We start from the raw sequence: 24,604 nt of genomic DNA on the forward strand, positions 1-24,604 counted from the left end.
AGAGGAGGCGACCGAATGGCTTATACAAGCGTCAAAATATCGGCAGATTCGAGCAGTTATCAATCACAAATGAAATCGGCAGCATCGCAGATGAAAGTCTTGTCTGCGGAATATACGACGGCAGCGACGAAAGCAAAGTTGTTCGGGTCAGAAACAGACAGCCTCAAGGCAAAAGCCGAATCGCTCACTCAAAAAATCACGGTGCAAAAGAACATCGTGCAGTTGAACAGTGAGCAGCAGGAGAAGTTGACAAAGAAACTGTCAGACCAAAAGACAAAGCAGGAGGAACTCAAAACAAAGATTGATGCTGCGAAAGAGGCTTATGAGAAATCAACGGCAGAGACCGGAAAGAACTCCGAGCAGTCAAAAGCACTCAAGGATGAACTCGACAAGTTAGAGAAAGAGTTCACCGCAAATGAGACAGCAATCGGAAAGACAGAGACCGCACTTGCAAATCAGACGGTAAAGACGGAAAAGTCAAAGACTGCCCTCATGAACATGGAGGCAGAACTGAAAAATGTTAATGACCAGCTAAAAGATAATAAACTTGAAAAATTTGCGACCGCTTGCGATACAGCGGGAACAAAGATGGAAAGTTTCGGAAAGAAAATGTCAGTTGTCTCTGCCGGAATTGCGGGTATTGGTGCAGCATCAATCAAAGCATTCACGGAACTCGACGAGGGTTATGACACAATAGTGACAAAGACCGGAGCAACCGGAGAGGCACTTGAGGGATTGACAAAGTCTGCGGATAATGTTTTCGGAACAATGCCGGAGGATATGTCAACGGTAGGAGAGGCAATCGGAGAAGTCAACACAAGATTCCATACAACCGGAACGGAACTTGAAAAGACCTCTAAACAGTTCATACAGTTTGCAACAATTAACGGAACAAACGTCACACAGTCAGTTGACCAAGTTGACAAAATCATGAAAGCGTGGAACGTCGATGCATCACAGACGGGAAATCTATTAGGATTGCTCACGGCAAAGGCACAGGAAACCGGAATCTCTGTTGATACATTAGAGGGATATGTCCTCGACAACAACGCACAATTCAAAGAAATGGGATTGTCATTGCCTCAAGCAATCAATTTGATGGCTCAATTCGACGCAAACGGTGTTGATTCAACTCAAGCAATGGCGGGTCTAAAAAAAGCATTGCAGAACGCCACATCAGAGGGAAAATCAATGGACGAGGCGTTGTCAGATACTATCGGCAGCATCAAGAACGCAAAGACAGAGACCGAGGCGATGCAGATTGCAACGGAATTGTTTGGAAAAAAAGGTGCTGCGGAAATGACAAAGGCAATTCGTGAGAACAGAATTGACCTCACCAGTCTTTCGTCATCAATGGAGGAATACGGTTCAACAGTCGAGGACACATACAACGGAACACTCGACCCGATTGACAATGCAAAGGTTGCGATGAACAACGCAAAACTGGCGTTGTCGACACTGGCATCCACAGCACAGACATCCGCAGCACCTATGATTGAAAAATTGACCGGAAAGATTCAAGAGTTGACACAATGGTTCACGTCGCTCTCTCCGGCACAGCAAGAAACAGTTCTCAAAGTTGGTCTTGTGGTCGCTGCTATCGGTCCGTTGTCAATCGGATTCGGAAAAGTGGCAAAGGGAATCTCTGACACGGTAACGACCGGACAGAAATTTGTGTCCGGAGCTGCAAAGATAATCGCAAAGATTACGGCAAAGACAGCAGCCACGGCAGCAGGAACGGCAGCAGATACGGCAGGAACGGCAGCCACGGCAGCACATACGGCAGCCACAACAGCAGCCACGGCAACAACCGGAGGAATGACAGTGGCACAAACGGCACTCAATGCAGTTATGAACTTGTGTCCGATTATTTTGATTGTGACAATGATTGCCGGACTGATTGCAGCAGGTGTCGCCCTATATAAAAACTGGGATAAGGTCAAAGAAAAACTGTCCGAATTGTGGGGCAACATCAAAGAAAAATTCAATGCAATCAAAGAGACCATCACGGGAGCATTCACGAAAGCAAAAGAGGCGGTCACGAATAAGGTCAAGGAAATCGGTGACAACATAAAAAATAGCACAATAGGACAAGCTGCATCGAAAGTATTCAACGGCGTAAAGGACACGGTTCACAATGTCATGTCGGCAGCGACCGAAACGGCAAAGGAAAAACTGGGGAACATGAAAACCGCCTATGAAGAAAACGGAGGCGGTATCAAAGGCGTTGTTGCTGCCGGATGGGAGGGAATCAAAGGATATTATTCAGCAGGATTCACATTCGTTGATAATTTATCCGGAGGGAAACTCTCTGAAATCAAATCAAAATTCTCTGAAAAGACATCGGAAATCAAAACAAAGGTTTCCGAGGGTTGGGAGAACATGAAAACCACCGTCACCACAAAAATGACGGAATGGAAAACCAACGCATCAAACAAACTGAATGAAATAAAGACGAATTTCTCAACAAAGGTTTCAGACATCAAGTCAAATGTTTCAACAGGTTGGGAGAACATGAAAACCACCGTCACCACAAAAATGACGGAATGGAAAAATAATGCATCGAATAAATTGACGGAAATCAAATCCGGATTTTCCTCAAAGGTTTCGGAGATAAAAACGAAATGGTCGACGGATTTCACGAACATAAAGGACAAGGCAACCTCACTCATGGAGACAGCAAAGTCCAATGTTTCAACGAAACTCAATAATATGAAATCCGCATACAGTGAAAAAGGCGGGGGAATCAAGGGAATCGTGTCTGCTACGTTCACAGGCGTAAAGGACACAATGAACTCTCTCATGAGTACGGCGAACACTCTGACAGGCGGGAAACTTGACAGCATCAAAACGGCGTTCTCAAGCAAATTAGCGAGTGCAAAATCGACCGCATCGTCTGCGATGGAGAATATCAAATCATCATTCTCCTCAAAGATGGAATCCGCACACGGAGCGGTGACAGGTGCATTGTCAAGAATCAAATCGGCGTTCAATTTCAAATGGTCATTGCCACATTTGAACTTGCCACACATCAGCGTGTCCGGAGGCGTTGCACCGTTCGGAATTGGAGGAAAAGGTTCACTCCCGTCATTCTCGATTCAGTGGTACAAATCCGGTGGTATTATGACAAATCCGACCGTGTTCGGAATCAACGGCAACAGCCTCATGGTAGGAGGCGAGGCGGGTGACGAGGCAATCTTGCCACTTGCAGAGTTTTACAACAAATTAAACAGCATACTTGACAAGAAACTTGATGCAGTTCAGAAATCGCAAGTTGTATATGTGACAAATCACACATACATTGACGGCGACGAAATCGCAAGCAGAACCGTGTCAAAGGTAGATGCGGAAATGGTAACAAATAAACGAAAAGGGAGGTAAAACAGGGCGATGAAAATAAACGGAATAGACATCAGAAAATATGATGCAAAGCAGTTGACCGCCGATGTGCAGCCTCCCTCTTTTGCTAATTCATACGAATGGTTGACGGGTGCAGCACTGCCGACGGAATTTGAGACAGAGGTTCAGATGGGTCATTTGAAACTGTCAATATATTTCAAAGGCAAGGACAGGAACAACATCATCCGTGCTGCATCGGAGTTCATGAGTAATTTCACAAAGGCTTGCAAGATGGAACTTGACGGCTACAAAGGAACATATATCGGATTCATCACATCAAATGACTATGAAAAAAAGAATGTGAAACAGAGGTACGTTGTAAACCTTGAATTTGACGGTTTTTTTGTCGATGACGACCTCTCAATCAAATTCGACGGGAAAACCTCTGCATCGTTCTATAAAGTGGGTACAAGAGACGCTCCGTGCATTGTAGAGGTATATGCAAAAAGCACATTGACGAATTACACAATCGCAGGACTGGGAGACGACGACATCATCATTGAGAGTTTAGCAGCAGGAAAGACGGTTGTGATAGACGCAAAGACCGGACTTGTGACAATCGACGGGGCAAATGCATTCGACAAGGTGAATATGTGGACGTTTCCGGTATTAAAGACCGGAGAAACAGCACTCACATTCTCCAACACAAAGGCGAGAGTGACTATCAGATACACGCCTATGTGGATTTAGGAGGTGAGAACATTGCAGATTTTTAATGACAAAAAGAAAAGAATCGGAACATTGTCCGGGTTCAAGAGCAGGGAAATCACCACGACACTGGATTCCGGAGACAAAGAGTTGTCGTTCAGTTATCCGGCAGCGGGAGCGTTGGTTGACTTGCTAAAAGAAGAATACTATATACGCACCAAAACGGACGAATTTGTTATCAAAGCAGTCGAAAAGGGTGAACAGTTCAACAAATACACAGCCGTCCTCAATGTGGAGGAATTGGAGGGAACGCCGTTCCCGTATGGCTTTGAATCGAATGAACAAACAATCAAAGCGTGTCTTGAGTTTGCGTTCGAGGGTACGGGATGGCATGTCGGAACATGCACGGTAAAAAAGAAAAGAACTATTGACGAGCAGGAGAGCGTCACGGCATGGGATGTCCTGCAAAAGTGCCTCACAACATACCGCTGCGAGTGTATCATTCATTCACTGACAAAGACAATCGACATATATGACCGGATAGGCAGCGACAAAGGGTGCTATTTCATGGAGGGGTTGAACCTCCGGAAAATATCATTGAAATCGGACACATACGATTTTTACACAAGAATCTATCCGATAGGCAAGGACGGCATCACACCGGAGTGGCTGACCGGAAAAGATTACATCGACAATTTTCAGTATAGTTCCAAAATCAAGGCGTATGTTTGGAAAGACGAAAGATATACCAATACCACAAGTCTGATTGAGGATGCGACAGCAAAGATTGAGGAAATGTCAAGACCATACAAGGCATACACCGCAGAGGTGGTTGACCTTGCGAAAGCATCAGAGGAATACAAAGACATTCTCTCATACGGAATCGGAGATACAGTCACGCTTGTGTCAAAGAAAACGAGGACGAGGGAAAAGCAGAGGATTGTCAAAATCACAGAATATCCGGAATCACCGGAAAAGAACACGGTTGAGATTTCCAATGCGAGAAAGACATTCGCAGAGATTCAGAAAGAGGAGACGGCAGCAGCCACAGAGGAGGCGGTCTCCATCTCCAACAGGGCAACCAAGAAAGTCCTTGAGAACTATTCGACCACGGAGGAGATTGAAACCAAAATCACGGCATCGAAAGAGGCAGTCGAGGCAGGTGTTGCCTACACTCTGAAAAATTATTATACATCCGTGCAGATGGATTCCTTGATAAAAGCCACGAAAGAGGAGATTTCTCAAGAGGTAAAGCATGTTGAGGAAAACTCAATGCACAACTATGTTGTGAATGGAGACTTTTCAAACGGACTTGATGATAATTGGTACAACAGCAATGAGACGAACAATGCCGTGATGGATGTGTCCGGATTGGGAACGGTTGCGAAAATACTGAAAACATCCTCAAGCGGTTCGTATATACGGCAGAATTTAGGGAAAATACCTGCGGGAACGTACCGTGTGAGATATAAGGCAGCAACAGCAGCAGGGTACGAAAACACGGCAAGGGTGCAGGTGGGGGCGTTGGGAAGTTATTCAACGACATCCTCCGGAATGCTAAAGAGCAAAGAGTTCACGACGATTGAACGTGAAATCACGGTATCAGAGGGAACGAAATATATTTACATTTACGCATACGCACAGAACGCACCCGTGTATATCACGGATATTGAGGTATTAGGACTGTATTCATTGTATGCGGATGCAAAGATTCAAGTGACTGCGGAGGAGATAACCTCCGAGGTCAACAAAAAAGTGAACAGCGATGATTTCGGAACACTAATCACACAGAACGCATACAATGTCCGAATTGCATTTAATAAAGGCAGTTCGTACATGCAGTTTGATTCGACTGCAATCACAATGTACACCGGAACGATTACGGATAACCAAAAAAGAACACGATTTGACTACAACGGAACTCATTTCTATCGTGACGGATATTATGTCGGAAAAATCGGAACGAACACGATGAAAGACAACGACAGTCAGAGAGGACTTGTTTTTGATATTGAGTACAACACTGCGTATATGTCATGGTCAAATAAAGAATCGCAGAATGCAGATGTGTACACGATGAAATGGTCGTACTGCACACAGCAGTGTGGAAATTACGAGGCGAACATGCTACATGCAGGGGCAGACATCAACATGCATTTCTTCACATTAAGGAATGTAAGTTTTGAGGATGGCTCAATAAGCGGAACGCTAACATTCAAACAACCTTTAGAAGTAGGCAGCGACGGGAAATTGACAAAGTGGTCAACGGCGACGCTTGAGTTCAAAAGAGGGATATTAGTGTCCGGAACATGGAGCAATGGATAAAACAGGAGGAAAAGAAATGCAGATGAATGACGAAAATATTCAGACAGAGGAAGTCAAACGAGCAGCAGAACCGGAGTATAAAATTCCGGAAGATGCTACCGACAACTCAAGACCAAACGAAACAGCAGAGGTTGTGACGAGGGAATCAGCAGAGGAGACAAACACAGAACTCTTGCAGAGTATTGACAAGAAACTTGACATGCTGCTTGCAGCACAAACAGCGACACAGGCAGCAAAGGAGGAATAATCATGAATACACCGATTGCAGTAAGAATTGAATGTGCAAAGGGAGAAATCCTCAACGCTATGGAGACGATACAGAAAAGACATGCGTTGCCTCCCTGCATCATGGACGGCGTGTTGTCGTCCGTACTGGCAGAGGTGAGGAGTGAGGCAAAGATTGAACTCATAAACTCAACAAATGCGATGATGGCATCAAAGGACGAGGAACTCGAAAAGGCAAAGAAAGCAGCAAAGAGAGTTTTGAAAACAGAACCGGACAAGGAGCAGCCGGAGCAGGATGCACCGGAGAATCCGGAAGAATAAGAAGTAAACACCGAGAGGAGGTGAGAGCATGGCAACATTGACGAAACTGACAACGAACATCAATCTTGAAATGTCCGGAGACACTAAAAGATATTTAGTATCTGCAAAGCAGGGAGACAAGGCAACACGATTCATCATCGCAAGGCTGCTCAACAACGGCGAACCGTACACAATCCCGACAGGGGCAAGAGCAGTCATCAACATTGCAAAACCGGACGGAAAACATGTATATAACACATGTTCATATTCCGGTTCGGATGTGACAGTCGAATTGACAAATCAAGCACTTGCAGCCTCCGGAACGGCGTATTGCGACATTGAAATCCGGACGAGTGACGATTCACAGGTTATCACATCCGCATCGTTCACAATGGAGATTGAACCGTCGCAGAGGAACGACAATGCGATTCTATCAGCGAATGAGTTCACAGAACTTGAGAACCGTGTCAAGGGTCACATTGAGAGTATTGACAGCACGAATGAGGCAGTCAAGAAAGCGGAACAGGCAAGAGTGACCGCAGAAAATGCGAGAGTAAAAGCAGAACAGGCAAGGGCGACCGCAGAGAATAATCGACAGCAGAATGAAAACACCCGCATCCAACAGGAGCAGCAGAGGCAGCAGGACACCTCGCAGGCGGTCAAGAATACAAACGATGCAACGGATGAATCAAAGAGGGCGACAACAGCCTGCAAAGAGGTCACAGAGCGGGCAGAGGACGCATTGCAGAATCAAGAGCAGCTTGAGGCGACATTGAACACGGCGACACAGATTCGACAGGATGTGTCACAGATGCAGACAGCAGTTGCAGAGGCAAAGAAACAGGTCGAGCAGGACAAAAAGGATATTGATGACACGATTCAAAATTCACTGCTTGCATCAGCAGAGAAAATTCTTGAGAGTGTGCAGGACTATTTCAACCGTGCAGAGGCGTTATATTCGAGCATGTATCTTGATTGTGACGGAGAAACGCCGTATCTGCGAACGGTGACACCAGTATTCATTGACGGAGCAACGCCACAGGTCAGAAATGCGAATGAGGGCGTTGATTTTGACGGAGGAACGCCGACCTCCCGACAATTAGCAGTATAATTCCATGATACTGGAAACAGACGGCGAAACGAACACAAAGGAGTGATTGTGTGATATATTCCATAATCACGGAGCAAAGGAGGTTGAACAATGGCAGCAATCAGACCATGCACCGGAACAACGGCAGACTGGAAAGCAGTTGAGGACACTCTGATTCTCAAGGAAAGAGAAATCGGAGTTGAGATTGACACATCCGGTCATTATCAAATCAGACAGGGAGATGGTAAAAAGAAATTCTTTGACCTGCCGATTATCGTCAACAATGCCCGTTATGAGGAAATACTGACATTGACACAGGGATATATGAACACCGTGAACAATTTCAGCAAGAACATGACAGAGGCGACGAACAGTGCAAACGGTGCAGCAACAACGGCAAACAATGCAGCGTCGACAGCAAGTGCAGCAGCAAAAGCGTGTCAAGGCATTGTGAACGGTCTCAACACTATGGTTGACACCGTCACAAAGAAATCATGTGTCCTCACGGTTGAGGATGGAATTTTGACGATAAGGGAGGCGTAAAAAATGGCAAGTGGAGACTTGATTGTAAAAGTAGCAGACAAAGACACACTCGACCGCACATATGCGAATACAAACGCTATACTGGCAGCAGTCGGGGAAGATGTAAGAATAAAGGGTGTAAAGCGTTACGGAATGAAAATCAACAAAAATGACAGCAATCCGGCGACACGATGCACATATCTTTTCGATGCGGTGGGAATGACACCCGCTGCGATGAATTATTCTGCCGGACGATTCGATTTCGGAGACTGGGGAAACGTCTTTTTTGTAAAGAACAATTATCCGGCAATGGTCAAATATGACGGTACAGAAGATTATAAACTCGACCCGAACGACCACACAAAGAAAGCAGACGGAAAAACGGCATCCGATGTCTCAAACACGGCATACGGAGGAAATGCAATGAGCGTATTCGATGGCAGCGGTGACAAGGGCAAGATTTGGCTCTCACAGTTTGAGGTCGGAAATTATGAGTACATGATTATTTCAAACGTCCAGTACGATGAATCATACAACGATGACGCATATGTCAGAGAGGACGGCTCACATGCAGACAAACTCTATTTCCCGATGTTCGGCGGTTCGTATGACGGAACACGCATCCGCTCACTTGCAGGACAGGCACTCATGTATAACACAAACGCATCAACAGAGATTGCAAGAGCAAAGGCAAACGGTGCGGGATGGAATATCGGCTCATGGAGCAAACGAAACCTGTTGAATTGCATGCTCAAGATTATGTCAAAGACAGACAATTCACAGACTGCATTCGGACAGGGTCAGACATCCGGATATGTGAACGATGCATCACAGAATTACGGGCATCTTGCAACCGGAACGCTCAAGGACAAAGGACAGTTTTTCGGATATAACGACACAACACATGAGGTCAAAGTGTTCTACATTGAAAAATGGTGGGGCAACCGTTGGGATAGAATCAACGGTCTGTTGATGGTAGGCGGTGAAATCCTTGCAAAAATGACACCTCCGTACAATCTGACAGGAAAGGACTTTGAAAAGGTCGGAATCACATTCGCATCATCCGGCAGCGGTTATCAGAAAGGAACAAAGTCAAGCAGATTCGGACGCATTGTCAATTCAATAGGTGGCAGCAGTAGCACATACACATGTGATTATTTTTGGTGGAATGCCGGAATTACTGCGGTCGCCCTTGTCGGCGGTGACTGTAGCTCTGGCGAGAGCTGCGGTGCGGATTGCTTGAATTTGTACAATTCTGCGGGCAATGCGTACTGGAGCGTCGGTGCGTCCGTTTTCTTAGAACAGCCTATCGCTGCGTAAGCAGCAGGGGGAGGAACGGAGGGGGAACGCCTCCGCTATTCCCGCCGTTAGGCGGTGTGGTCGTTTTTAGAAAAAATGAATATAGGGATATAGGGTGCGGTGTCGGGCGGTGTTCCTGCTCCCTGCGGTCGCCCTTGTCGGCGGTAACTGTAACAATGGCGAGAACTGCGGTGCGGATTACTTGAATTTGAACAATTCTGCGGGCAATGCGAACTGGAACATCGGTGCGTCCAATTTCTTCTCATATCGGAGCGTTTAATCAAATGCAGCCTATATCCCACGCCACAAGGCGAAAATCATTCCGGATATAGGGTCGGTTGAGTAAGCATCCGCACAAAAACCGATAGGAGATAAGAAAATACTATATGAGAAGTTACAACAACCTATATGAACCAATGTTGCAAGACGACTACATAAAACAGCGTTTTATAAATGCATCCAAAAAGAAAAAGAACAGGAATGATGTGCGGGAGGTATTAGAGAATCTCGATGAACACACAGAACTCTTGAAAAAGATGTTGACAGAGGAGTTGTTCATTCCGGACTATCACAAACCGAGCATCATCAACGAGAGCAGCAGCAAGAAAACACGCCGTATATTGAAACCGCATTACAAATATGAGCAGGTTATTCATCATTGTGCAATAGGTCAGTTCAAACCGATTGTGATGAATGGATTGTATGAATTTTCCTGCGGGAGCATACCGGACAGGGGCGTTCATTACGGGAAAAAGTACATGCGGAAATGGCTTGATTCATACGACGGGAAAAAGTTCTTTGTTCTCAAGATGGATGTACACCATTTCTTTGAATCCATAAACCGGAGAATCCTCAAGAGAAAACTCAAAGCAGTAATTCGGGATAAACGGTTTTATAGATTACTCTGCATACTGATTGAACATGACAAAATAGCACTCGTTGCAAAGATTTTGACGGATGCAGGTGTTGAGATTGATGCAGAACAGACGAAAACGCTTGTCGGATGCATAGCATTTGACGACATCTCCGGAGCGTTGGAGATATTGAGGGAAATCGGCATCACAGAGGAGATGTTCGAGGAACTGAAAGAAATCATTGAGGAGATGCGAAAAGGCGTTCCGTTGGGATATTTCACATCACAATGGTTCGGCAATTTTTACTTGAAAGCACTCGACCACTACATCAAAGAGGAACTCCATGCAGAACATTACATGCGATATATGGACGACATGGTGATACTGGGAAAGAGCAAAAAGAAACTGCACAAGATGCATAGAGCAATAGAAACATATCTGAATGAGGAACTCGACCTTGAGATAAAAGGTGACTGGCAGGTATTTAGATTTGAATATCCGGTATTTGATAGAGACGGGAATCCGGTGCTTGATAAGAACGGAAAACAGGTCACAAAGGGTCGTATGCTTGATTTTATGGGATTTCAGTTCCACCACGACCGGACGACCATCCGGAAGTCAAACATTGAGAGTGCAAGGCGTAAGGCAAACCACATCTCAAAGCAGGATAAAATCTCATGGTATAACGCATCGGTGATGTTGTCATATATGGGATTGTTCAAACACACGGACACATACAACTATTACATTGATTACATCAAACCTAAAATCAACGTCAAGAAACTCAAGAGGATAGTTTCAAAGCATAGCAGAAAGGAGAATGAACATGACAGACTGGAAAAAGGTGACAGGAACACAGCCGGACAAGCCGGAGGAGGTCGACAGGACATCGTCGCCGTCAACGGTTTACCTGCGTAAGAACATCGAACAGGTGACAAGAGAGGTTGATGGCAGCGACGGAAAGATACAGACAGTGACCGAATGGCAGTACGACGAGAAAGAAATGACAGTTGAGGAATATGAGAACATGGCACTCATGAAGTCAGTCGTTGAGGAGAACACATCCGGAATCGTCGAATCAGTGACACAGTTTCAGAAAGATGCAGTCATAGACGAATACACACAGCAGTTGATTGAGGAGGGGTTGATTTAGTATGAAAATGCTTGTTGAAAGTCTCAAAAGAATGTACAAAAAAGGCACTCTCACAAAGGAACAGATTGCAGAGCGTGTCGCAAAGGGTAGTATTTCAGCGGATGAATATGAATATATCACAGGAGAAAAATTCTCCGGCGGTGATACAGAATGAGTCCGCTTGAAATAATATCACGATTGTGCGATGTGACGGAAAATCTATCGGCAATCGTGAAAAAACAGCAAACAATCATTGAACAGTCGAAAATCGAGGAGGCGGTCAGAGCGGAACTCCGGCAAGAGGTAGAGGAGACAGACAGGGAGATGGATGTTCTCGAATATCACATGCGGAAATACTGCGACACCGACGACATCGAGGCGACAGAGTTCGGAAAGGAGAACGCCGTTGACGATTGAGGTTTCCTTGCTAATCTCCGGAGTGTCGGTTGCATTCGCAATCTTTTTCGGAATCTGCTCAAAGCAGAGGAACGACAAAAAAGACACACAGGAAGAAACGGAGAGACGAGCAGAAAATGACACAATGGTGGTTGTGAAACTTGAGAACATCGCAGACGACATCAAGGACATCAAACGGGAATCAAGAGAGAACCGTGAGGAGATGAAACAGTTGAGAGAGCGTGTTGTCATTGTGGAACAGTCACTCAAGAGTTATCACAAGAGACTGGACGGAGAACAGCATTCCGACCGATAACAGGAGGGCAGGAAACAGGCAAGAATCAACCTCACAGAAAAGAGGCAATACATGAGAATGACAGAACAGGAACGACGCATCAGAATCCGGCATCTGAAAAGAATGTACCGGATAAGGGAGCGAAAAGAGAGACATGACAAAAAGGTGTCCGGTCTGTTCATGAAACGTGTTGTATTCACTTTGATTCTTGCAGCATTTATCTTTACAGTCGTGATGATATTTGTGTTTTTGCGGATGGGTTCAGAACCGTCGACACTGATTGAGAATGTATTCCGTTTTCTATCAGTCGAGGGCGGGGCGATGGCACTCATTAAGTCCGTGAAAACGGTCAAGGGAACAAAGTCAAACGGAGAAATACAACACAATGACGAACCGGAACAGGATGACGAGGAGGTACAAGGATGAAATACATCGTCGAGAATTGGTTTGTGATTGTGGGTCTGATTGCAGTATGTGCAGCGGGAGGATATGCAGTATATGTTTTCGTGAAAATGCCGTCAGACAAGCAGTTGAACAAAGTTAGAGAATGGCTGCTCTATGCAGTCACAAAAGCAGAAAAGGAACTGGGAGGCGGTACAGGTCAAATCAAACTGCGATATGTATATGATATGTTCGTCGCACGGTTCACATGGCTTGCGAGAGTGATTTCGTTCGAGGCTTTTTCGATGATGGTCGACGAGGCACTTGAGAGAATGAAAAAGATGCTTGAGAGCAACAAAGCGATGCAGACGCTTGTGAGCGGTGAGGCAGGTGAAACGGTTGAAAAGGATATGTGATTTCGCAACCGGAAACGCACACACAATCGTGCTGATATATGCAATCGTCGCTGCCATCGTATGGGTGGCGGTAAATCTGTATTTTTGGAAAATTTCTTTTGATTTAGACAGAGAAATTCGGGAAGAAATGAGAGAATACGGGGATTGCTATTCTGACACGGACGAGGCAAAATTCGGGAAACACATAACAAGGTTGACCGGATTCATCATTTCAATTCCTGCTGCGGTGATGTGGTGGTGTACACCTCTAATCGTGGCGGGATTGATGATATATGACAAGATACAAGAAAAGAATCCGGAATTGTGCGGATTCAAAGCAGACGATTTTGACAAGGAGGAAAACAAATGATTTCAAATTGCGGACATGATGAAAACGGAAGATATTCCGGAGGAAAAGCAGGAGACCAGACAGGTACAGAATGGCGGGTAATAAATTGGTATAACAGACCGTGGAAATGTGTTCTCCGTCATCCGAATGCGGATGTGAGAGCGATGATTGCAAGCATGGCAAAGGCAGCAGCAAACAACAACCTCATAGGATATGACCAGTCACAGAGGGGTACATTTTGGACGAACCTTGCAGATTCCAACTACGACCCTGCACAGATTACAGTCGCATGTGAGGCAGACTGTTCATCCGGTGTCGCTGCAATCGTAAAGGGAGCAGGTTACAGACTGGGAATTGACGCACTGAAAAAGGTGAGTACGGCTTGTTATACTGGAAACCTGCGGGCAGCACTCAAGGCAGCAGGATTCGAGGTGCTGACAGAAAGCAAATATCTGACATCGGATGCATATTTATTTGCGGGAGACATTCTCCTCAACGACAACGCTCACGTTGCGACAAATCTGACAACAGGTTCAAAAGCGTCCGGAACATCAGCACCGAGCAAAAGCATCAATGAAGTAGCGAAAGAGGTCATCAACGGAAAGTGGGGAAACGGTAGCGACAGAACAAACCGCCTCGCAGCAGCGGGATATGATGCAAAGGCAGTTCAGAACGAAGTCAATAGAATTTTGAGATAGCAGGAGGAATAAACATGTTATACTATTTAGGCAAAGGAACAGAGTTCAAGAAAGAGGACTGCAAAGAGTACAAGAAACTTGATGCAGCATTAAGGGCAGCAGCAAAGGACGAGAGCCTCGTTGTTTGGGATGAAACCGGAAAGGTCATCGGTTCGCTCACGGATGATGTTCCGGAGGGAGCGTTGCAGACAAATCCGGACGGCAGTGTCAACACATACGATGCGGACGGAAACAAGACCGGAACAGTAGACGCAGAGACACTCAAGGAAATGACAACGGTCAATGACGATGTGAGCGAACTTGCAACCAGAGACAATGAGCAGGAAACATCGCAGAAGAACGCAGAGGACGACGAGAACGCCTCAAATGAGGATAAGGCGACAAATCCACCGACCGAACAGGAAAACAGCGAAAATGGGGCGAATACAGAGCCGGACAAGGCGACAGAGGAACAGCAGGAGGACAAGGTCATCATTCCGCAGGGCAAAATGAGGGTGACAGTCATTTGTGACGGTTCACTCAATATCAGACGTTCGGCAGAATGGGGCAATGACAACATCTGCGGTCGTGCTATCAGAGGACAGTCATATTATGTGAAAGAGATTCATGTTGTCGACGGAAAGAAGATGGTCAGAACAATCGGTGACCTTTACCTCTCCGGAGAATCCGAGCATGTACAGTTCGAGCAGTTGTGATATAATAAAGCAACGGGAAAACGCTTGAGAGAATATGCGTAAAAGACGGGTAACTGACAAACGGTCAAAAAATGCCGTAAAATAGGCGTTTGGAGTTATCAAAGAGATAATCTTTACAATCCAAAGCGTCTTATGGCGTTTCAGAAAAGTATATTACACCTCGGAATTTCGGTTTCGAGGTGTTTTTTTGTGTGAATTTTTTATAGTCTTTATTTCGACAAATTTTGCATAAATAAAATGATAATATAATTTTATTAAATTATATTAAAGGAGATGCAAAAAGATGAATAATGATTTACAAAACCAGATAAAAAACAAGGAGACTGCTATCAATGCAGCTAAGGATTTTATTGAATGTTTTTTTAATGCGACAGCAGATTTTAAAAATCAAATCAGTAGAGAAACATTTGAATTATTTGTTATAAAATCTCAAATTAATATTGAAGCAAATCAATTTTTAAATAATGTTATTGAATTATGTAATTTTCTAAATTCAATAGGAATTAAATAAAATAATGAAAATAACTAAAAATTGTTTTATTTTTATATTAATATTAGTATAAATATAAAAATACTATCAATGAATGGTTAGCCTAGTATATGAATAGACAAAAACAATCGCCTTAGTTTATCAGAATAAGGCGATTATTTTTTGCGATTTACTGAGCGTATATCCAAGTTCAAAACAGGTTAAGCCAAATTATATAGGTATTTGTCGATAGTCTTGTTAAGTGTTTGGTGTATATTTTTTTTAGACTTTATTTATTGTGCTAACATAGCAAAGAGTATTTTTAATTTGAATCGATAAACAATATAATTTTAAAAAGATAAAGAATGTTATATCAAACAAAATAAAAAGAAGGATAACGCTATGGCTTTAATAAAATGCCCGGAGTGTGGAAGAAAAATTTCAGACAAAGCAAATGTGTGTATAGGTTGAGATTTTCCAATAAAAGAATATTTAGAGAAGGGTGCAGAAGGAAAAGTAAAAGAGGAAAATAAAAAAATAGAATTGGGAACAGAGGATAAAATATTACTTGATAGAATATATGTATCATAAAATGGGTAGAGAATAAAGATTATTAATACGCTACGACGAGAAAAGGGAGGCATTTTAAGAACAGCAAAGAAAATTTTAGTTATTTATTTGGATGGAAGTTTTTCAACAAAAGAGTTATATTATACGAAACAGCAGTCAAGGCAAGGAAAAGAAAGTCAAAAGCAGTAAAAGAAAAATTTAGTGGTATATATAAATATTCATTGTTTGGTGGAAAGAAGGAAGTGTATTGCCCACGTTGTAGTAGTGTGTATTGCTCACATTGTCAAGAACGGAAAATCATACCGGGGAAAACAAAAAACAAGTTATACAGCAAATCTTAATCTGTTAAAATCATTTACATTAGTGAATAAAAAGAAAAAATTATAAGAGAAGAAAAATTAGTGACAGATAGTAAGATAATATGTAATGATTGTGGATATATATTTAATTAATAAAAATAAATATGTCTTTGCAATAACAATTGCCTTTTTGTATTGGTTATTGCAAGTAAAATGATTTCATAGAAGTCTTTTTTTAAATTAAAGTGAAGAGTAGTGCCGGAAACGTGTGTGCAGTCCCCCACATATAACACATATGCAATAATATCATATACAAATTCCTTATTTATGGTTTTTTTAAGTTATCAAAATATTTTCAAAGAGATAATAATCAGAACACTCGCAACCCTTGTAAACACTGGTTTGCAGGGGCTTCTTTTTACCAATGCCAAGCATTTGGTGTTTATTTGAAGTATAAATGGATGCTAATTTTACATGGATTAAATGTAAAGTTAGCATCCATTTTTTAGGCTATTCCCTAATATATATATTGAAAAATAGAGAAAAAATGATATAATTAATTATAAAAGTGTCCAATAAGGGATAAAATTTGTTGCATAAAATGGAGATGAAATTATGAGTTATTCAGCAACACAATTAGCAAAAAAATTAGACATTTCTAGATCATATTTATATTATCTTAAAGATAATGGCGTAGTTGAAGTTGAGATAAATGATAATGGCAGAGTTATATGGAATGAAGAAGCATACCAAAAACTTAGTGAATATATAAAGAAAAACAAAGTAGGTAGTTCTGTTGATTCTAAAGAGACGCCAAAAGAATATAAAACAACTAAAATAAACAATCGTAGATATTTGGGGAATAAATATAAGTTACTTCCATTTATTACAAGAGTGGTTGAAAATGAATGTAAAAATATAAATACAGTAGCAGATATTTTTGCAGGAACAGGTGCTGTTGCTTCTGCTTTTATTGATAAGAAGATTATTACCAACGATATTATGTATAGTAATTACATATGTCATGTTGCCTGGTTTAGTAGTGAACATTATTCAGAAGAGAAAATTATAAAAATTATTACACAATATAACAATTTGAAAGTTGTTGAAGATAATTATATGAGTGATAATTTTTCTGATACTTATTTTTCTTTAGATGATTGCAGAAAAATAGGATTTATTAGGCAGGATATAGAGGATAAATTTAATTCAGGAGTTATTAACGCAAGGGAGAGAGCTTTACTAATAACATCATTGTTATATGCAATGGATAAGATTGCTAATACATGTGGACATTATGATGCCTACAGGCAGGGAGTGGAATATGAAAAACATTTGGAAATGTATGTTCCACAACCAGAACCTGATGTTAATGAGAACAATGTTTGTTATAATATGGATACAAACGAATTGGCACCAGAGATAGAAGCGGATTTAATCTATATTGATCCACCATATAATTCAAGACAGTATTGTGATGCGTATCATTTATTAGAAAATGTAGCTAGATGGGAAAAGCCAGAGGTATTTGGTGTTGCTAGAAAAATGGACAGAACAGCTTTAAAAAGCGATTATTGTACCCAAAAGGCAACAGTAGCATTTGAAAATCTTATTGATTCAATTCATGCAAAGTATATTTTACTTTCATATAATAATATGGCAAATAAAGGAAATGACAGATCTAATGCCAAAATAAGTGATGATGACATTATGAGAATTTTAAGTAAAAAGGGAAAAGTAAAAGTTTTCTCGGAAGATTACAAAGCATTTTCTACTGGAAAGTCTGATATACAGTCAAATCAGGAAAGATTATTTTTGTGCATATGTAATAATGAAAGAAAAGAAGTTATTCCATCCGCATTGAATTATACAGGTGGAAAGTATAAATTGCTTTCGCAAATTCTTCCACTGTTTCCGAAAGATGTAGATCAGGTTGTAGATTTGTTTTGTGGTGGTTGTAATGTTGGAATAAATGTAGATTGTAACAAAGTTTTGTTTAATGATAGTAATGAATATCTTATGGGGTTATTAGATACATTTAGACGATTAACAAAAGAAGAGATATTTGATTGGATATATAAAAGTATAGATAAATACGGATTATCATTAGTAAGTAAGAATGGATATGATTTTTATAATTGTGAAAGCTCAAAGGGATTAGGTGAATATAATAAAGCCGGTTACAATAAACTTAGAAATGATTTTAATAAAAAAGCCAGCAAAGATAATGAGTATTATTTAATGCTATATTTATTAATTGTATATTCATTTAATAATCAATTACGATTCAACAGGAAAGGAGAATTTAATTTACCTGTTGGCAAAAGGGATTTTAACTCTAAGATGCAGGGAAAGCTGGAAGCATTTATTGATAGAGTTAAGAGTGGAGATTATAGGTTCACAACAGATGACTTTAGGAATGTAAGTATGGAAGGATATACAGATAAAAGTTTTTTCTATGCTGATCCACCTTATTTGATAACATGTGCAACTTATAATGAACAAGCTGGATGGACGGAAAATGATGAAAAAGATTTGCTGAATTATCTTGATGTGCTTGATAAAAAAGGGATTAGATTTGCCTTATCTAATGTATTGGAAAGTAAAGGTAAGAAAAATGTAATACTTTCGGAATGGATTAATCAAAATAAGAAATTTAAAGTTATTCCATTGAATTATAATTATACTAATTCAAATTATCATACAAGAAAGGATGGAATAACTAAGGAAGTGTTAGTAGTAAACTATTGATTAGAGGAGATATTCTATGGCAAAAAAGATAGGGTTTAAAAGTTATTGTTGGGCTATTGGTACAACAAGTTATCGTACTGACAATTTTAATCTGAGTATAGAAAAGCAATTGCATTTACTGAGGCAGTTCAGAGAGATAGAAGAAAATAAAAACAAGAAGTGGGAAAATAATAAAAAGTTTCAAGCCGAATATTACAATTTTTTGAAAGAAAACAACTTTGTAAAAGGAGAGGCTGCTCTTCCAGATAAAGATGCAAGAGAAAAAACGTCAGGATTAAGAGATATAGGACTTCTAGATGATGAGCGTAATATAACAGAAGCGGGATTAGAATTGTTAAGAATCGCTGATTCAGCTAATTTTTCAGCAGATAATTTTTTGGAAATTCCGAAAGACAGCTTTTTATATTTCAAACAGATGTTAAAAACAGCAAATGTTGTAGAAGGAAAAATCGTAAGACCATTTGTTGTATTTTTGTATGCTGTAAATGAGTTAGGTTATCTTACAAATGATGAGTTTACATACCTATTACCATTATGTGTTGATGAGCATACTACAAAAAATATAGTTAAGAGTATAAAGAGCTATCGAGGGACTGGAGAGAAGAATTTTGATGATATTATCTTATCCGTTTTGATGGAAAAAGATAATTATAAACAGGCGTTGAATTTGTTGAAAACAGAGCCTATATCAGAAGAATTGATATGTAACATTGGAATCAATAGAAAAAGTGCAAAATATGACAAGCCGTATTATACCTTATATTCCTTATTGAAAAAGATTGTATTTTCAAAAGATAATCTTGCATTAGAATTTTATGAAGCTACAAAGAAATTAACCAATAGTAAGGTTGGAGGAGCTTGGAGAAAATATTTCTTCAACAGTAGTGCACGAAGTGTAATTTCAAGAGAGGGGCTATCTGTACTTAATACTGTTCCAATATTACAGGTAACAACAGAAGAACAGTTTAATGAAGAATTTTTTAAGGTGGTGCATATTTTTAAGGCTAGAGCAACATTATCAGATTACTTTGATTTGAACAGGAGATATTTCAAAATAACAGATGTCGTTTTGTTTGAGGATAATAAAGTGAAATTAGATGTACTTCCACAATGTTATGTTGAGATTATAGCGAGAAATCTGTTAAATATAGCTTTTGAACAGACAGAGTTATTACCCCAAAATTCAATGCTTAAAGATGTAGGTTCATTCTTTGATATAGATATAAATATTTTATATCAAAAATTGGGAAGTGCTCTAGGTACTAGCGTAGCTAATAAAGAGATGGCTCAGATGGTTATAAAAGATGAGCGTTACACAAGATTTAATAAGCTTATAGATGACAAGTTTGATAAAAATACTATTATTAGACTGCTTGATGATTTTGAAAGCAGAAATGACGATGAAATAAGAAGCATAGTTACAGACAATGCGGATATTCCTACAATATTTGAATATGTACTTGGTATAGCATGGTATATAATCAGCGAACGAAAAGGTGATGTTCTTGAATATATGAATTTATCATTAGAAGCAGATTTATTACCGAAGACTCATGCTGGAGGCGGAGAAGCTGATATAGTATGGAAGTATGAAATGACATATGAATATCCTAAGCATACATTGTTAATAGAAGCTACACTTGCGGATAAAAAGAATCAGCGAAGAATGGAAATGGAGCCAGTATCAAGACATTTGGGAGATTATTGTCTGGCACATCCAGAAGATGAAGCATATTGTGTATTTATCACAACATTTTTAAATAATAATGTAATATCAGATTTCCGAGCTAGAAGGTTTATGGAGTATTATAACAATGCAGGAACAAAGTATATTACAGGAATGAAAATTCTCCCTATACAGACTACAGAGCTTAAAACATTACTAAGATTTGATGTTAAGTATCCACAGATATACAAAATGTTAGATGCAGCTTATAAAACGGACGGGTCACCTAAAGAATGGTATGAGAATAGTATTGTGAGAGAAACTGGTATGTATAATGGACAGGAGATTTAGAATAATTTCATAAGTGGCATTGTTATTTATATGTTAATTTGGTTTAATTGCACTTCAGGATTGATTTCTGGAGTGCTTTTATAATATATATTTGTTTATTATCTTATATTTATGACACTAAATAGAGTCATTGATGTATGACGAAAAAAAACAAGGAATAATAAAAAAAACGATAGAGTCTATTGAAAAAAGCTTTGGATAGTGTTATCTTAACTATAAGAATAATATTAGGAGGTATTTTATGGCACTTGTTATGGCTTTTTCGTATGATTCAAGACCAATCCAGACCATATTGAATCAAATTAGGAATATAAATAAAAGAGATGGTATTGATCTTCAACCTAATTATCAAAGGGGATATATATGGAGTTCGGATTTTAAAGATAAATTATTATATAGTATCATTAAAAGCTATCCTATTGGAAATGTGAGCTTAAGAGTACGTACTGAAAAAAATGAAAAAGGAGCTATGCAAGAGGTTGTAGATGGACAACAAAGATTGACTACAATATATAAATTTATTGAAAACGAGTATGTTATTCAAAGTGATATATCTAAAGATATTATAGAATACATTATAGAATATATGGGGGAAGATACGGATGAAAAATTAAATAGGCTAAAAAAAAGAATGCATAATAAAGGCAAAATATCTATTTCATTTAAGCAACTTCCTGAGGCAATACAAGATAATATTTTAGCATATAATATATCTATTACAAATATAACAAATGCATCTGATGATGAGATAACAGAGTATTTTCGTTACTTGCAGAATCAAGAAAGACTTAGGGCAGGAGAATTACTTAATTCGATACCAGATACAGAGCTTGAAAAGTATTTGAATCAGATTGAAAAGAAGGAAATTTTATTATCAAAGTTAGCGTTTCAAAATAAAAGGAAGCAGTTTGATCGCGTTTTCTATAGTATTGTAGGATTAATAGATGGTCAAATAGGTTTTGGCGTGACTGACAAGGAAGTTATGAAATTCCTAGATAGCTGTAAGGACTTAAATGATGATACGATAAAAAGTGTAAATTATTTGATTGAGACATTAAATGAAATAGCTGATGATGAATCTATACCTGTAAATTATATTTCATGTAATGCAAGAGCAATGAAATTTTTATTGCTTTTAATAGTTCTGAGATTGGTTGATTTTAAAACTGATTGTAAAAACAAATTAAAAGCATTAGATGCCATAAATGAAAAATTGTCAGCATTTAGTTCAGCAAAAGCAGATAGCGTAATGAAAGCTTTTTCTGGTTATTCAAATACTGTAATAGAAGAGTATAGATTGCTTGCGCTGATATCTAAAGGGGGGCATTCATTCAAAAGAGTAAAAAATAGAATGGAAATATTGGCATATTATATTAATAATTTTGACAATAGAGAACAATCATCTGGAATTATACTTGTTGAGGAAACAGATGAATAATTCAAATAAATAAAATACTTTGAATATTTGTAAGAAAGCATAGGTTAATAATCTATTAAAGGTGAGAAATTATGAATGCTATGGAACAGTGTCCGGTATGCGGCAAGAGAGGAATATTTAAGCAAGTATGTTATGATCCTACCGCAGTTTTTTATGAATGTCCAGTTTGTGGACGGTATGAATACTCAATGGAGAATAATGCATATGAAGAATTAGATTATAATGAATTAGCACCATTTTTGTTTTATGAGGGATTCAGAAATCAGCAGGGTAGAGTTGAACACAGGTATTATTCTACAAAATCAAGAGAATGGTGTGATACATATACAGTGGAATTTAGAAATGATAATAATATTGCAGAAATGCCAGTCCATATGGATCAGAAAATTATTTCATTGTGGTTTCCAAAAAGTTTTTCTCAAAAAATTGATATGATTTTGATTAAATTAAATGAATTGACAGAATTTGTTGGACAGGAAATTAAACTTGATATTCCATCACTTCTAAGTTGTATGTTTGTTAGAAGGTTTAAATCAGACAATAGAGAAACTGTGGAAGATAAAGAATTAGTAAAGCAAGCGCTATATATGACATCTTATTTGTTTGAAATAGGATATGTCAAGGGAATAAATTGTATAAATGGTGATGTTTCAAGAGCGGATAGTTATTATGGAGAGATTTCTATTACCCCTAAGGGCTATGATAGGATAGATCAATTACAACAAAGAGATAATGATGGAAAAGATGTATTAGTAGCAATGAGATTTGGAAGTGAAACTCTAAAATTAAGAGAAGCAATACGAGAAGGAATTTTTGAAGCAGGATATCACGCGATATTTATCGATGAAGTTGAACATAATGGTTTTATAACGCCAGAGTTATTAAGTAGAATTAATAAGAGTAGATTTGTTGTTGTTGACTTAACACATAGAAATAATGGGGCGTATTTTGAAGAAGGATATGCAATGGGATTGGGAAAAACAGTAATTCAGTTATGCAAAAAGGGTGTTGAATTACATTTTGATATTGCACAGATTAATACAATTATGTGGGAAGATGAAAAAGATATTCCTTTGCGATTGAAGAATAGAATAGAGGCAACTATAAAATAAACTTTAGTAATTTGTTAGCGATATGAAATAAATCTTCATATAGTTTAAATCTAACTTATGAGGTGAGTGTTGAAGAAATGGAGGTGTAAAAAGATTTGGAAGAAATATTAAATACATTATTGGTCTCATGTGTACCAGCTATCATAACAGGGATTATTTCTTATTTGACAGCAAATAAAAAAGCCAAAGCAGAAATCGCAACATTACAAGAAAGTAATAAGCATGAAATAGAAAAGTTAATGAAGCAACATGAAGTGGATATTGAATCATTAAAAGAAAAACATCAGCTTGAAACTGAAAAATGTGAGCAGGAGCATAAACATAAAATTGAAATAATGCAGATTGAACATAAAAATGCTTTAGAAAGCAATGAAAAGCAGCAAAGTAATGCAGCGATGTTTAGTGTGATGACGGATATAATTAAGGAACCACAAAAATTGCAAGGATTATTGGAACTTGCCAATAATCCTGCATTCAAAAAATAAATGATTATAGAGTAATTTAATAGGGATTCCAGTTTGTATCCATAACATCAGCCCATGCCTGCAACTCGCAATCGAGAGCAAGTGCAGCATACATTAGTGGATTATCAATTGCAAGGTTATCAATAAGCCTTTGAGAGTTAGGTGTAGTATGGAGATTCTTTTCAGCTTCAGCACAGGATAAGAATAGAAGTGTATTATCAGCAAAAGCAATATCAATTCCGTTCTTGTACTGGTTATAGTAAGCAAAATGTATTTTCATAGTATTAGTCCTTTCTTTGTTAAAGTAATGAGTAGCTCTGGGAATGTGTGGGCAGCCAACCGTATACAACACATATGCAGCAATGTCAACCGTAAATTCCCTATTTCTGGGCTTTTCAGGATATACAAATGCTCTCAAAGAGATAGGATTTTATGTTTTACATAAAATTAACACAATGTTTACAGCTTTTAGATTGACTAT

Annotated in this window: 25 protein-coding genes; 24 read left to right on the plus strand and 1 reads right to left on the minus strand. The window is 39.4% G+C overall.

Features of this window, described 5'->3' with window-relative positions:
• Positions 1-15 precede the first annotated feature (15 nt).
• The 24 genes from WMO38_RS02720 to WMO38_RS02835 all read left to right on the plus strand — a co-directional run bounded on the left by WMO38_RS02720 (position 16) and on the right by WMO38_RS02835 (position 24,144).
• Positions 16-3,381 carry a phage tail tape measure protein gene (locus WMO38_RS02720; RefSeq protein WP_349161341.1) on the plus strand — a complete coding sequence of 1,122 codons (3,366 nt, stop codon included), beginning with the start codon at positions 16-18 and terminating at the stop codon, positions 3,379-3,381.
• Between the two features lie 9 nt (positions 3,382-3,390).
• On the plus strand, positions 3,391-4,089 hold the full coding sequence (locus WMO38_RS02725) for a phage distal tail protein (RefSeq protein WP_349161342.1): 699 nt from the start codon (positions 3,391-3,393) through the stop codon (positions 4,087-4,089).
• Between the two features lie 12 nt (positions 4,090-4,101).
• A complete protein-coding gene (locus WMO38_RS02730; RefSeq protein WP_349161343.1) occupies positions 4,102-6,372 on the plus strand; it encodes a phage tail protein in 2,271 nt (756 codons plus the stop codon).
• Positions 6,365-6,619, plus strand: coding sequence for a hypothetical protein (locus WMO38_RS02735; RefSeq protein ID WP_055287270.1), 255 nt, complete (start codon positions 6,365-6,367; stop codon positions 6,617-6,619). The genes WMO38_RS02730 and WMO38_RS02735 overlap by 8 nt, the downstream gene beginning before the upstream one ends.
• A 2-nt stretch (positions 6,620-6,621) precedes the next feature.
• Positions 6,622-6,918 carry a hypothetical protein gene (locus WMO38_RS02740; protein ID WP_278883357.1) on the plus strand — a complete coding sequence of 99 codons (297 nt, stop codon included), beginning with the start codon at positions 6,622-6,624 and terminating at the stop codon, positions 6,916-6,918.
• 28 nt (positions 6,919-6,946) lie between these two features.
• Complete coding sequence (locus tag WMO38_RS02745; protein ID WP_349161344.1) at positions 6,947-8,008, plus strand: BppU family phage baseplate upper protein; 1,062 nt, start codon at positions 6,947-6,949, stop codon at positions 8,006-8,008.
• Positions 8,009-8,098: 90 nt separating this feature from the next.
• A complete protein-coding gene (locus WMO38_RS02750) occupies positions 8,099-8,530 on the plus strand; it encodes an alanine-zipper protein (protein WP_349161345.1) in 432 nt (143 codons plus the stop codon).
• Positions 8,531-8,533: 3 nt separating this feature from the next.
• On the plus strand, positions 8,534-9,829 hold the full coding sequence (locus tag WMO38_RS02755; protein WP_349161346.1) for a hypothetical protein: 1,296 nt from the start codon (positions 8,534-8,536) through the stop codon (positions 9,827-9,829).
• A 365-nt stretch (positions 9,830-10,194) separates the two neighbouring features.
• A complete protein-coding gene (locus WMO38_RS02760) occupies positions 10,195-11,580 on the plus strand; it encodes an RNA-directed DNA polymerase (RefSeq protein ID WP_349161347.1) in 1,386 nt (461 codons plus the stop codon).
• A 13-nt stretch (positions 11,581-11,593) separates the two neighbouring features.
• The gene (locus WMO38_RS02765) at positions 11,594-11,815 is read left to right on the plus strand and encodes a hypothetical protein (protein WP_349161348.1); all 222 of its coding nucleotides are present in this window, start codon (positions 11,594-11,596) and stop codon (positions 11,813-11,815) included.
• Between the two features lies 1 nt (position 11,816).
• Positions 11,817-11,969, plus strand: a complete 153-nt coding sequence (locus WMO38_RS02770; protein ID WP_349161349.1) for an XkdX family protein — start codon at positions 11,817-11,819, stop codon at positions 11,967-11,969.
• A complete protein-coding gene (locus WMO38_RS02775; RefSeq protein ID WP_101874790.1) occupies positions 11,966-12,211 on the plus strand; it encodes a hypothetical protein in 246 nt (81 codons plus the stop codon). The genes WMO38_RS02770 and WMO38_RS02775 overlap by 4 nt, the downstream gene beginning before the upstream one ends.
• Positions 12,212-12,218: 7 nt before the next feature.
• Positions 12,219-12,506 carry a hypothetical protein gene (locus WMO38_RS02780; protein ID WP_349161350.1) on the plus strand — a complete coding sequence of 96 codons (288 nt, stop codon included), beginning with the start codon at positions 12,219-12,221 and terminating at the stop codon, positions 12,504-12,506.
• Between the two features lie 51 nt (positions 12,507-12,557).
• Entirely contained in the window at positions 12,558-12,911 is a 354-nt protein-coding gene (locus WMO38_RS02785; RefSeq protein WP_226972216.1) for a hypothetical protein, read from the plus strand.
• Positions 12,908-13,282, plus strand: coding sequence for a hypothetical protein (locus WMO38_RS02790; protein WP_101874791.1), 375 nt, complete (start codon positions 12,908-12,910; stop codon positions 13,280-13,282). The genes WMO38_RS02785 and WMO38_RS02790 overlap by 4 nt, the downstream gene beginning before the upstream one ends.
• The gene (locus WMO38_RS02795; RefSeq protein WP_349161351.1) at positions 13,266-13,631 is read left to right on the plus strand and encodes a hypothetical protein; all 366 of its coding nucleotides are present in this window, start codon (positions 13,266-13,268) and stop codon (positions 13,629-13,631) included. Before WMO38_RS02790 ends, WMO38_RS02795 begins: the two co-directional genes overlap by 17 nt.
• On the plus strand, positions 13,628-14,308 hold the full coding sequence (locus WMO38_RS02800; RefSeq protein ID WP_349161352.1) for an endolysin-like domain-containing protein: 681 nt from the start codon (positions 13,628-13,630) through the stop codon (positions 14,306-14,308). Before WMO38_RS02795 ends, WMO38_RS02800 begins: the two co-directional genes overlap by 4 nt.
• A gap of 14 nt (positions 14,309-14,322) precedes the next feature.
• Positions 14,323-15,003, plus strand: a complete 681-nt coding sequence (locus tag WMO38_RS02805; RefSeq protein ID WP_349161354.1) for a hypothetical protein — start codon at positions 14,323-14,325, stop codon at positions 15,001-15,003.
• Between the two features lie 283 nt (positions 15,004-15,286).
• Positions 15,287-15,514 (plus strand): hypothetical protein, encoded by a 228-nt coding sequence (locus tag WMO38_RS02810; protein ID WP_349161355.1) that lies wholly within the window; start codon positions 15,287-15,289, stop codon positions 15,512-15,514.
• Between the two features lie 1,442 nt (positions 15,515-16,956).
• Positions 16,957-19,092 (plus strand): Dam family site-specific DNA-(adenine-N6)-methyltransferase, encoded by a 2,136-nt coding sequence (locus WMO38_RS02815; RefSeq protein WP_349161356.1) that lies wholly within the window; start codon positions 16,957-16,959, stop codon positions 19,090-19,092.
• A gap of 16 nt (positions 19,093-19,108) precedes the next feature.
• Positions 19,109-21,109 (plus strand): AlwI family type II restriction endonuclease, encoded by a 2,001-nt coding sequence (locus WMO38_RS02820; RefSeq protein WP_349161357.1) that lies wholly within the window; start codon positions 19,109-19,111, stop codon positions 21,107-21,109.
• A 241-nt stretch (positions 21,110-21,350) separates the two neighbouring features.
• Positions 21,351-22,547 carry a DUF262 domain-containing protein gene (locus tag WMO38_RS02825; protein WP_021865935.1) on the plus strand — a complete coding sequence of 399 codons (1,197 nt, stop codon included), beginning with the start codon at positions 21,351-21,353 and terminating at the stop codon, positions 22,545-22,547.
• A gap of 71 nt (positions 22,548-22,618) precedes the next feature.
• Positions 22,619-23,659, plus strand: coding sequence for a hypothetical protein (locus WMO38_RS02830; protein ID WP_207723003.1), 1,041 nt, complete (start codon positions 22,619-22,621; stop codon positions 23,657-23,659).
• 95 nt (positions 23,660-23,754) lie between these two features.
• Positions 23,755-24,144 (plus strand): hypothetical protein, encoded by a 390-nt coding sequence (locus WMO38_RS02835; RefSeq protein ID WP_021865933.1) that lies wholly within the window; start codon positions 23,755-23,757, stop codon positions 24,142-24,144.
• Between the two features lie 16 nt (positions 24,145-24,160).
• Here the strand turns inward: WMO38_RS02835 and WMO38_RS02840 are convergent, their stop codons facing one another.
• Complete coding sequence (locus WMO38_RS02840) at positions 24,161-24,403, minus strand: DUF6061 family protein (RefSeq protein ID WP_349161359.1); 243 nt, start codon at positions 24,401-24,403, stop codon at positions 24,161-24,163.
• Positions 24,404-24,604: the final 201 nt, after the last annotated feature.

Source organism: Lachnospira hominis (ex Hitch et al. 2025) (assembly GCF_040096395.1).
Lineage (GTDB): Bacteria > Bacillota > Clostridia > Lachnospirales > Lachnospiraceae > Lachnospira > Lachnospira hominis.